Origin of the sequence: Ralstonia sp. 1138 (assembly GCF_040544795.1) — a bacterium.
Taxonomy (GTDB): domain Bacteria; phylum Pseudomonadota; class Gammaproteobacteria; order Burkholderiales; family Burkholderiaceae; genus Ralstonia; species Ralstonia flatus.
Window position 1 is genome coordinate 163961 of the sequence record NZ_JBEPKQ010000007.1, and the last position, 10531, is coordinate 174491.

Here is a 10531-nt window from a genome sequence, read left to right on the forward strand (position 1 = left end):
GCGCCTTGGTGTGACCCAAAGGCGCCGGCCCTAAATCTTCGTCAATGGCTGCTGTTACCAGGGCATGGCGATGTTGCCGCCACGCCCTCACCGCATCGGCGCTTAGTTGCGCTCGAGGTCGATGTCGATACCCAGCGAGCGGATTTCCTTCACCAGCACGTTGAACGATTCCGGCATGCCGGCATCGATCGAGTGCTCGCCCTTGACGATGTTCTCGTACACCTTGGTCCGGCCGTTCACGTCATCCGACTTCACGGTCAGCATTTCCTGCAGCACGTAAGACGCGCCGTACGCTTCGAGTGCCCACACTTCCATTTCACCGAAACGCTGGCCACCGAACTGGGCCTTACCGCCCAGCGGCTGCTGCGTCACCAGCGAGTACGGACCGGTCGAGCGCGCGTGCATCTTGTCGTCGACCAAGTGGTGCAGCTTCAGCATGTGCATCACGCCCAGCGTGACCGGACGCTCGAAGGCTTCACCGGTGCGACCGTCGAACAGCGTGACCTGCTGCTTGGAAGCGGTCAGGCCCTTCTCCTTCGCGATGTCTTCCGGATAGGCGAGGTCCAGCATGCGGCGGATTTCATCCTCATGCGCACCATCGAACACCGGCGTCGCGAACGGCACGCCCTTCTTCAGGTTCTCGGCCAGCTCGAGGATTTCAGCGTCGGACAGGCTGTCCAGATCTTCAACCTTGCCGCTTTCGTTGTAGATCTGCTCCAGCAGCTTGCGGATCTCGGCAGCCTTGGCTTGCGCCTTGAGCATGTTGCCGATGCGCTCGCCCAGACCGCGCGCGGCCCAGCCCAGGTGGGTTTCGAGAATCTGACCCACGTTCATCCGCGAAGGCACGCCCAGCGGGTTCAGCACGATGTCAGCAGGTGTGCCGTCGGCCATGTAGGGCATGTCTTCGATCGGGGTGATCTTCGACACAACACCCTTGTTACCGTGACGACCAGCCATCTTGTCGCCAGGCTGCAGACGACGCTTCACGGCCAGGTACACCTTGACCATCTTGATCACGCCCGGCGGCAGTTCGTCGCCTTGCGTGAGCTTCTTGCGCTTCTCTTCGAACGCGAGGTCGAAGTCGTGGCGCTTCTGCTCGATGGCGACCTTCACGGCTTCCAGCTGCAGTGCGACTTCGTCTTCTGCCGGGCGGATGTCGAACCAGTGCCACTTGTCCAGATCGGCCAGGTATTCCTTCGTGAGCGCGGTGCCCTTGGCCAGCTTCTTCGGGCCGCCGTTGGCAACCTTGCCCACCAGCAGACGCTCCAGACGCTGGAAGGCATCGCCTTCCACGATACGCAGCTGGTCGTTCAGGTCCAGGCGGTAGCGCTTCAGTTCTTCATCGATGATCGACTGGGCGCGCTTGTCACGCACCACGCCTTCACGCGTGAAGACCTGCACGTCGATCACGGTACCGCTCATGCCCGACGGCACGCGCAGCGAGGTGTCCTTCACGTCGGACGCCTTCTCACCGAAGATCGCACGCAGCAGCTTTTCTTCCGGCGTCAGCTGGGTCTCGCCCTTCGGCGTGACCTTGCCGACCAGCACGTCGCCGGCTTCCACTTCCGCGCCGATGTACGTGATGCCCGACTCGTCCAGGCGAGCCAGTTGGGCTTCGGCCAGGTTCGAGATGTCGCGCGTGATTTCTTCCGGTCCGAGCTTGGTGTCGCGGGCAACGACCGACAGTTCCTCGATGTGGATCGAGGTGTAGCGGTCTTCAGCCACGACGCGCTCCGAGATCAGGATCGAATCTTCGAAGTTGTAGCCGTTCCAGGGCATGAACGCGACCAGCATGTTCTGGCCGAGCGCCAGCTCGCCCATGTCGGTCGAGGCGCCGTCAGCAATCACGTCGCCGCGGGCAACGATGTCGCCCACCTTGACCATCGGACGCTGGTTGATGTTCGTGTTCTGGTTCGAACGCGTGTACTTGATCAGGTTGTAGATGTCCACGCCGACTTCACCGGCCACGGCTTCGTCGTCGTTCACGCGGATCACCACGCGGTTCGCGTCAACATAGTCGACCACGCCGCCACGGGTTGCCTGCACGGCGGTACCCGAGTCCACTGCCACGGTGCGCTCGACGCCCGTACCCACGAGCGGCTTGTCCGCACGCAGGCAAGGCACGGCCTGACGCTGCATGTTTGCGCCCATCAGTGCACGGTTTGCATCATCGTGCTCGAGGAACGGCACCAGCGAGGCTGCAGCCGACACGATCTGCGACGGTGCGACGTCGATGTACTGCACGCGGTCCGGCGTGACCATACGGGTTTCACGCTCGCTGCCTTCACGCGCGGAGACCAGTTCGTCGATCAGGTTGCCGTCCTTGTCCAGCGTCGCGTTGGCCTGCGCCACCACGTACTTGCCTTCCTCGATGGCCGACAGGTAATCCACCTGGTCGGTCAGCTTGCCGTTTTCAACCTTGCGGTACGGCGTCTCGAGGAAGCCGTAGTCGTTCAGCTGTGCGTACAGTGCCAGCGAGTTGATCAGACCAATGTTCGGACCTTCCGGCGTTTCGATCGGGCACACGCGGCCGTAGTGGGTCGGGTGCACGTCACGGACTTCAAAGCCTGCACGCTCGCGCGTCAGACCGCCCGGGCCCAGTGCCGAAATACGACGCTTGTGCGTGACTTCCGACAGCGGGTTGGTCTGGTCCATGAACTGCGACAGCTGCGACGAGCCGAAGAACTCGCGAATCGCCGACGAGATCGGCTTCGAGTTGATCAGGTCGTGCGGCATCAGGTTTTCCGTCTCGGCCTGGCCCAGACGTTCCTTCACGGCACGCTCAACGCGCGACAGACCGGCGCGGAACTGGTTTTCCGCCAGTTCGCCGACGCAACGCACACGACGGTTGCCGAGGTGGTCGATATCGTCCACTTCGCCCTTGCCGTTACGCAGGTTCACCAGCAGCTTGATCGTGTCGAGGATGTCCTCGTCGGTCAGCACCATCGGGCCGGTACCGGTCGAGCGGTTCAGGCGGCTGTTGACCTTCATGCGGCCAACGCGCGACAGATCGTACGAGTCTTCGCTGTAGAACAGACGTTGGAACAGCGCTTCGACGGCGTCTTCGGTCGGCGGCTCGCCCGGGCGCATCATGCGGTAGATGGCGATACGCGCGGCGGTCTGGTCGGCCGTGTCGTCCGTGCGCAGCGTCGCCGACATGTACGGACCTTGATCCAGGTCGTTCGTGTACAGCGTCTGGATTTCCTTCACGCCGGCGTCGCGCAGCTTCTCGAGCACGCCTTCAGTCAGTTCGTCGTTGGCGTTGGCCAGGACTTCACCGGTATCCGGATCGACGATGTTCTTCGCCAGCACGCGGCCCAGCAGGTAGTCTTCCGGCACGCTGATCAGCTTGGTGCCGGCCGAGTCCAGGTCGCGGATGTGCTTGGCGTTGATGCGCTTGTCCTTCTCGACGACGACCTTGCCGTTCTTGTCGGAAATGTCGAAGCGAGCGACTTCACCGCGCAGACGCTCGGGCACGAATTCCATCAGTGCGCCTTCGGTCTTCAGCGTGAAGTTGTCGAACACGAAGAAGTGCGCCAGGATCTGTTCCGGCGTCAGGCCGATCGACTTCAGCAGGATCGTCACCGGCATCTTGCGGCGGCGGTCAACGCGGAAGTACAGGATGTCCTTCGGGTCGAATTCAAAGTCGAGCCACGAGCCGCGGTACGGAATGATCCGCGCCGAGAACAGCAGCTTGCCCGAGCTGTGCGTCTTGCCCTTGTCGTGTTCGAAGAACACGCCAGGCGAACGGTGCAGCTGGGACACGATCACACGTTCCGTACCGTTGATCACGAACGAACCGGTGGACGTCATGAGCGGAATTTCGCCCATGTAGACTTCCTGCTCCTTGATCTCCTTGACCTTGGTGGGATTCTCGCGGTCGTTGATGATCAAGCGCACTTTTGCGCGCAGCGCCGAGTGGAAGGTCAGACCACGCTGCTGACATTCCTTGACGTCAAACGGCGGGTTGGACAGGTGGTACGACACGAACTCCATGCGTGCCAGACCATTGTGCGACACGATGGGGAAAATGGCGTTGAACGCCGCTTGCAGACCTTCGCTCTTGCGTTGTGCAACAGGAGCGTTCTCCTGCAAGAACTGGGCATACGATTGAATCTGGGTGGCAAGCAGGAAGGGAACCTGATGAACCGTTGCGCGTTTCGCGAAACTCTTGCGAATACGCTTTTTCTCGGTAAAGCTGTACGCCATGGGATCTCCGAATCATCGCAAGTGCGCGCGACGGACTTAAGGCGATAAGGCACGCCTGACACTTGAGGTGTTCAGCGACTGGTGACGGGATTTGGCGGTTGGCCGCTACCAACCTCTGGCTGACGGTACTGCGCGCGCCGCCCGCACAAGGGCCCATGGAGCCCATGCTACGGACGGGGGAGTACCCGACCAAACTTGCCTTCTGCAGTCGGTTCAGAAGACAAACATCAGCGGACTGCGAACTGCCTAGTGTGCCACTGATGTTTGGCCTCTGCTGGCCTTGTCCAGGCCGGCTGCCGGAAAACCCGGCAAAGAGACTTCAACAATACTTACAGCGTGATTTCGGGATCGCTCAACAACCGGTCCCACAAGCGCAAAAAGGCTGGCGCCGGGAAATCTCCCTTTGCCAGCCTCTATCGCGTACCGGATGCGGCACGCGAGACCTGCACTTACTTGGCTTCGGCTTCCGCGCCGGCTTCCACCAGCTTCTTCACCAGCTCGTCGGCAGTCTTCTTGTCGACGCCTTCCTTCACGGGCTTCGGTGCGCCATCGACCAGGTCCTTGGCTTCCTTCAGGCCCAGGCCGGTGATTTCGCGCACGGCCTTGATGACGCCAACCTTGTTCGCGCCGGCGCTCTTCAGCGTCACGGTGAATTCGGTTTGCTCTTCAGCAGCAGCAGCGCCACCAGCAGCAGCCGGACCGGCCACGGCCACGGCAGCAGCCGACACGCCAAACTTCTCTTCGAACGCCTTGACCAGGTCGTTCAGTTCCATCACGGACATCGCGCCAACGGCTTCCAGGATGTCGTCTTTGGTGATTGCCATTTGAATAACTCCAGAATGTGATTCGGTATCGATCGTGCGATCTGTACGCGGTGATGCGGCAGCCGATTAGGCCGCTGCAGCCTCGCCTTCGCCTTGCTTGGCAGCCAGGGCACCCAGGGCGCGGGCAAAGCCCGACACCGGCGCCTGCATGACGAACAGCAGCTTGCTGAGCAGTTCTTCGCGGCTCGGGATCGTTGCCAGCGCCTTCACGGCGTCGACGTCGAGAACCTTGCCATCGTACGAACCGGCGCGCAGCACCAGCTTGTCATTGCCCTTGGCGAAATCGTTCAGCACCTTGGCCGGGGCCACTGCGTCTTCGGAAATACCGTAGATCAGCGGGCCAGTCAGTTGCTCGGCGAGTTCGGCAAACGGCGTGCCTTCAACAGCGCGGCGTGCCAGCGTGTTCTTCAGAACGCGCAGGTAGACGCCTTGCTGGCGCGCTTGCGCGCGCAGCTTGGTCAGATCGCCAACCGTGATACCGCGATATTCGGCGACGACGATGGTCGAGGCCTTGGCGACTTGCGCCGTTACCTCGGCCACGACGGCCTTCTTATCTTCGAGATTGAGTGCCACGGTTAAGCTCCAAAACGACTTTGGTTTCCGCAGTTACTGCGTTCACCTCGGTCAGTCCAAAAGTACGGCGTCCGATTGGCACAAATCACTTCGGCAATACCAAAGTCACTCATTCCCTTCGGGGGCGCCATCTGCGTTGGCTGAAGTCCGCCTCCGTTTCCGGAGCGGGCTGCGATTAAGGTGTTGGCTCCAAGGAACCCCACACCGCCAACGGTCTTTGATAACCAGCGGCGTCGGCCTGCTTGCGCAGATGTCTGCCACTGCCCAAAGTCTTGTCCCTCAAGCTTCGAGGGTCCGCGCGGCCGAAGCCACGCGAGAGAAAACTGCTAACACCGGGATGGTTATCGGGCCACCCGGTGCGAATGATCGAGAGCGATCAGGCAGCCAGGGTCGCTTGGTCAACACGCACGCCCACGCCCATCGTCGACGACACGGCGACCTTGCGCAGGTACACGCCCTTGCTCGACGCCGGCTTGGCCTTGGTCAGAGCGTCCAGCAGTGCAGCCAGGTTGCTCTTCAGCGCTGCCGGCTCGAACGAGCGGCGGCCGATGGTGGCGTGGATGATACCGGCCTTGTCGACACGGAATTGCACCTGACCAGCCTTGGCGTTCTTCACGGCCGTGGCAACGTCCGGCGTCACGGTGCCGACCTTCGGGTTCGGCATCAGGCCACGCGGGCCCAGGATCTGACCCAGCGTACCGACCACGCGCATCGTGTCCGGCGAAGCGATCACGACGTCGAAGTCCATCTTGCCGGCCTTGATCTGCTCGGCGAGGTCTTCCATGCCGACGATCTCAGCGCCAGCAGCCTTGGCTTGCTCGGCCTTGTCGCCTTGGGCGAACACGGCCACGCGCACCGACTTGCCGGTACCGGCAGGCAGCACCACCGAACCACGAACCACTTGGTCCGACTTCTTCGCATCGATGCCCAGTTGCACAGCCACGTCGATGGACTCATCGAACTTGGCGCTGGCGCATTCCTGAACGAGGCTCAGTGCTTCGTCGATCGGGTAGAGCTTGGTACGTTCGACCTTGGCCTTGTTCGCGGCCGCACGCTTCGAAATCTTTGCCATGATTACAGGCCCTCCACCGTGATACCCATCGAACGGGCGCTACCGGCGATCGTGCGCACGGCGGCGTCCAGATCAGCTGCGGTAAGGTCAGCGTTCTTCGCCTTGGCGATTTCCTCTGCCTGAGCGCGGGTGATCTTGCCAACCTTGTCGGTATGCGGCTTGGCGGAACCCTTCTGGATACCGGCAGCCTTCTTGATGAGCACGGTCGCCGGCGGCGACTTCATCACGAAGGTGAAGCTCTTGTCGGCGAAGGCAGTGATCACCACCGGCACCGGCAAGCCCGGTTCCATACCTTGAGTCTGCGCGTTGAACGCCTTGCAGAACTCCATGATGTTCAGACCGCGCTGACCCAGGGCCGGGCCGACGGGCGGGGACGGATTTGCTTTACCAGCCGGAATTTGCAGCTTGATAAAGCCAATAATTTTCTTGGCCATCTTGACTCCAATCCGGATTGCCTAGCTCAAACGACTATGGCAATCCTGTTGAGTGGTAACGCACCGGCGCAAGGCCGACGCTCCTCTGTTGGCGCAGGTGAATTTGCCACCGTTGCCCACCAAGTCCAACGGACCGGGCGATTGGCGCAGTGGCTTGCGCCACCACACCGAATTTCTTAAACCTTCTCGACCTGACCGAACTCGAGTTCGACCGGCGTCGCGCGCCCGAAGATCGTCACGGAAACGCGCAAACGCGATTTCTCGTAGTTGACTTCTTCGACGTTGCCGTTGAAGTCGGTGAACGGGCCTTCCTTCACGCGCACCATTTCGCCCACTTCGAACAGCGTCTTGGGCCGCGGCTTCTCGACCCCTTCCTGGATCTGCGCCATGATCTTGTCGACTTCGCTCTTGGAAATCGGCGAGGGGCGATTGCCCGTACCACCAATGAAACCCGTCACCTTGGAAGTGTTCTTCACCAAGTGCCAGGTCTCGTCGGTCATTTCCATTTCGACAAAGACGTAGCCGGGGAACAGGCGGCGCTCCGTCACGGTCTTGCGACCGCTCTTGCTCTCCATCACCTCTTCCGACGGCACCAGAATCTGGCCGAACAGATGTTGCAGGCCTTCGCGCTCGATGCGCTCCTGCAGCGCGCGTTGCACGCTTTTTTCCATGCCCGAATAGGCATGCACGACATACCAGCGCTTCTTCGAGGCCGGTGCGGACGAATCCGTGGACGTGTCGTTCGCTACGTTATCCGTCATGGCTTCACCCGATTATTTCCAGCCCAACACGAGCGAGAAAATCACCCACTCGATGAGCTTGTCCGCAGACCACAGGAACAAGGCCATGATCACGACGAACGCGAACACCAGACCGGTCATCTGCCCGGCTTCCTTGCGCGTCGGCCACACCACCTTGCGAACTTCGCGGTAGGACTCACGCGCGAACTCGATGAAGCCTTGCCCAGGTGCGGACACCAGCGCAACGCCCGCGCCCAGCACCAGCCCGCCGATCAACGAGGCAGCACGGACATAGCTTGGCTGTTGCGCCAGCAAGTAAAAACCGATCACCCCAGCAACCAGCAGCAGGAACGCCAAGACCAGCAGCCATTTGCCGCTGGCGGTGTTGACGGTTTCGACGTTCGGATTGGCCATGTTTCCCAAACGAGACTAAGCCGCGTGGCGCGTTTTCCTGCGCGACGCGGCTGATGAATTGGCAGGGGCAGAGGGAATCGAACCCCCAACCTTCGGTTTTGGAGACCGACGCTCTGCCAGTTGAGCTATACCCCTAAAACAGCTTTGGGGTTGCCATTCGGTCAACCCCACTCTGGCACTTCACGTGCGGCCGGTTGGCAGCCGCACGGAAGAGTTACAGCACTTACTCGATGATCTTAGCGACGACGCCGGCGCCGACGGTACGGCCGCCTTCACGGATGGCGAAGCGCAGGCCTTCTTCCATGGCGATCGGGGCGATCAGCTTGACGGTGATCGACACGTTGTCGCCCGGCATGACCATTTCCTTGTCGGCCGGCAGTTCGATCGAGCCAGTCACGTCCGTCGTACGGAAGTAGAACTGCGGACGGTAGTTGTTGAAGAACGGCGTGTGACGGCCGCCTTCGTCCTTCGACAGGATGTAGACCTCGCCCGTGAAGTGCGTGTGCGGCTTGATCGAACCCGGCTTGCACAGCACTTGGCCGCGCTCGACGTCTTCGCGCTTCGTGCCGCGCAGCAGAATACCGACGTTGTCGCCTGCTTGACCTTGGTCGAGCAGCTTGCGGAACATTTCCACGCCCGTGCAGGTCGTCTTTTGCGTGGCCTTGATACCGACGATTTCCAGTTCTTCGCCAACCTTGACCACACCGCGCTCGATACGGCCGGTCACCACGGTGCCGCGACCCGAGATCGAGAACACGTCTTCCACCGGCATCAGGAACGTACCGTCAACAGCGCGCTCCGGCGTCGGGATGTAGGTGTCCAGTGCGTCGGCCAGGTTCATGATGGCCACTTCGCCCAGCTCGCCCTTGTCGCCTTCCAGCGCCAGCTTGGCCGAACCCTTGACGATCGGGGTGTCGTCGCCCGGGAAGTCGTACTTCGACAGAAGTTCACGCACTTCCATCTCGACCAGCTCCAGCAGCTCAGCGTCGTCCACCATGTCGCACTTGTTCAGGAACACGACGATGTACGGCACGCCGACCTGACGGGCCAGCAGGATGTGCTCACGCGTTTGCGGCATCGGGCCGTCAGCGGCCGAGCACACCAGGATAGCGCCGTCCATCTGGGCGGCACCGGTAATCATGTTCTTGACGTAGTCGGCGTGGCCCGGGCAGTCAACGTGCGCGTAGTGGCGGTTGGCCGTTTCGTACTCGACGTGCGCGGTGTTGATCGTGATGCCGCGTGCCTTTTCTTCCGGCGCCGCGTCGATCTGGTCGTATGCCTTGGCGGCACCACCAAACTTGGTCGCCAGCACGGTCGTGATCGCTGCAGTCAGCGTCGTCTTGCCGTGGTCAACGTGACCAATCGTACCAACGTTCACGTGCGGCTTGGTCCGCTCGAACTTTTCCTTTGCCATGTCGCGACTCCTGTCTCGGTAGCGATTTGCGTTGGTGGATGCGTGGTGCCCATGGGCAGGATCGAACTGCCGACCTCTCCCTTACCAAGGGAGTGCTCTACCACTGAGCCACATGGGCAAAACTTGCGAACAGTGAATGGAGCGGGTGAAGGGAATCGAACCCTCGTCGTAAGCTTGGAAGGCTTCTGCTCTACCATTGAGCTACACCCGCCCGGGTTACTACTTCCCTTGCCGCCCGGCCTTGCGGCCGAACTCACTGCTTAATTCTGGTGGAGAGGGTTGGATTCGAACCAACGTAGGCGTAAGCCAACAGATTTACAGTCTGCCCCCTTTAGCCACTCGGGCACCTCTCCGAAGAGAACTTGCGATTATGGGACCATCAGGCCACCCTGTCAAGCGCTGCTTGATGAAATCGCGAGATTTCGAGCATTGATGCTCTCATCCTTATATGGCGCACTGCTTGCAGGGATCGGAGTCGCTACGAGCACAGTCCGCCGCGCGCGCGGCGTGCCGGAAGAGCCGCAGATCGCTCCGCAACGTCATGGATACGCGCAGCAATCTAGCGAAGCAGGTCCTGGCACAGAGCGACGCGCAGGCTATAGGCCGCGTTTGCGCGTCGCGCAGCAAGAGGGCCGTGGCCAGCCGCTCTTTGGGGCCGGGGCTCAAACAGACATACGAACCGATCAAGCAACGGAGGCCCGTTCCACGCCGCAATGAGCCGATCTGATCTCTGGTTCAGGGCTTAGGTACGCCAGCAGGAGCTGGATATCGAAGTTGAACGCGCAAAGGCAAACACCCCAGCTCTGTGTTGGAGCTGGGGTGTTTAGATGGAGAGCCTGGCGATGACCTAC

General features: G+C 61.2%; 8 protein-coding genes and 4 tRNA genes. All 12 read right to left on the reverse strand.

What is annotated here, in order from left to right:
• Window positions 1-102: 102 nt before the first annotated feature.
• The 12 genes from rpoB to ABIC76_RS24430 all read right to left on the reverse strand — a co-directional run bounded on the left by rpoB (window position 103) and on the right by ABIC76_RS24430 (window position 10033).
• Window positions 103-4209 (reverse strand): DNA-directed RNA polymerase subunit beta, encoded by a 4107-nt coding sequence (gene rpoB, locus ABIC76_RS24375; protein ID WP_354535487.1) that lies wholly within the window; start codon window positions 4207-4209, stop codon window positions 103-105.
• 449 nt (window positions 4210-4658) lie between these two features.
• A complete protein-coding gene (gene rplL / locus ABIC76_RS24380; RefSeq protein ID WP_004634456.1) occupies window positions 4659-5033 on the reverse strand; it encodes a 50S ribosomal protein L7/L12 in 375 nt (124 codons plus the stop codon).
• A 66-nt stretch (window positions 5034-5099) separates the two neighbouring features.
• Window positions 5100-5606, reverse strand: coding sequence for a 50S ribosomal protein L10 (gene rplJ / locus ABIC76_RS24385; protein WP_004634455.1), 507 nt, complete (start codon window positions 5604-5606; stop codon window positions 5100-5102).
• Between the two features lie 376 nt (window positions 5607-5982).
• Entirely contained in the window at window positions 5983-6678 is a 696-nt protein-coding gene (gene rplA, locus ABIC76_RS24390) for a 50S ribosomal protein L1 (RefSeq protein ID WP_027680286.1), read from the reverse strand.
• A 2-nt stretch (window positions 6679-6680) separates the two neighbouring features.
• Complete coding sequence (gene rplK / locus ABIC76_RS24395; protein ID WP_004634453.1) at window positions 6681-7112, reverse strand: 50S ribosomal protein L11; 432 nt, start codon at window positions 7110-7112, stop codon at window positions 6681-6683.
• 176 nt (window positions 7113-7288) lie between these two features.
• Window positions 7289-7873 (reverse strand): transcription termination/antitermination protein NusG, encoded by a 585-nt coding sequence (gene nusG, locus ABIC76_RS24400; protein ID WP_004634452.1) that lies wholly within the window; start codon window positions 7871-7873, stop codon window positions 7289-7291.
• Window positions 7874-7885: 12 nt separating this feature from the next.
• A complete protein-coding gene (gene secE / locus ABIC76_RS24405) occupies window positions 7886-8266 on the reverse strand; it encodes a preprotein translocase subunit SecE (protein WP_015855766.1) in 381 nt (126 codons plus the stop codon).
• A gap of 59 nt (window positions 8267-8325) precedes the next feature.
• Window positions 8326-8401 (reverse strand) — tRNA-Trp (locus ABIC76_RS24410).
• Between the two features lie 88 nt (window positions 8402-8489).
• Window positions 8490-9680 carry an elongation factor Tu gene (gene tuf / locus ABIC76_RS24415; protein WP_015855767.1) on the reverse strand — a complete coding sequence of 397 codons (1191 nt, stop codon included), beginning with the start codon at window positions 9678-9680 and terminating at the stop codon, window positions 8490-8492.
• A gap of 43 nt (window positions 9681-9723) precedes the next feature.
• A tRNA-Thr gene (locus ABIC76_RS24420) sits at window positions 9724-9798 on the reverse strand.
• Between the two features lie 19 nt (window positions 9799-9817).
• Window positions 9818-9891: transfer RNA gene (locus ABIC76_RS24425), tRNA-Gly, on the reverse strand.
• Between the two features lie 56 nt (window positions 9892-9947).
• Window positions 9948-10033 (reverse strand) — tRNA-Tyr (locus ABIC76_RS24430).
• Window positions 10034-10531 lie beyond the last annotated feature (498 nt).

What these genes read in the sequence shown, in the direction of transcription:
- rpoB (WP_354535487.1), bottom strand. Translation starts at nt 4,209, where the DNA reads ATGGCGTACAGCTTTACCGAGAAAAAGCGTATTCGCAAGAGTTTCGCG.
- rplL (WP_004634456.1), bottom strand. Translation starts at nt 5,033, where the DNA reads ATGGCAATCACCAAAGACGACATCCTGGAAGCCGTTGGCGCGATGTCC.
- rplA (WP_027680286.1), bottom strand. Translation starts at nt 6,678, where the DNA reads ATGGCAAAGATTTCGAAGCGTGCGGCCGCGAACAAGGCCAAGGTCGAA.
- rplK (WP_004634453.1), bottom strand. Translation starts at nt 7,112, where the DNA reads ATGGCCAAGAAAATTATTGGCTTTATCAAGCTGCAAATTCCGGCTGGT.
- nusG (WP_004634452.1), bottom strand. Translation starts at nt 7,873, where the DNA reads ATGACGGATAACGTAGCGAACGACACGTCCACGGATTCGTCCGCACCG.
- secE (WP_015855766.1), bottom strand. Translation starts at nt 8,266, where the DNA reads ATGGCCAATCCGAACGTCGAAACCGTCAACACCGCCAGCGGCAAATGG.
- tuf (WP_015855767.1), bottom strand. Translation starts at nt 9,680, where the DNA reads ATGGCAAAGGAAAAGTTCGAGCGGACCAAGCCGCACGTGAACGTTGGT.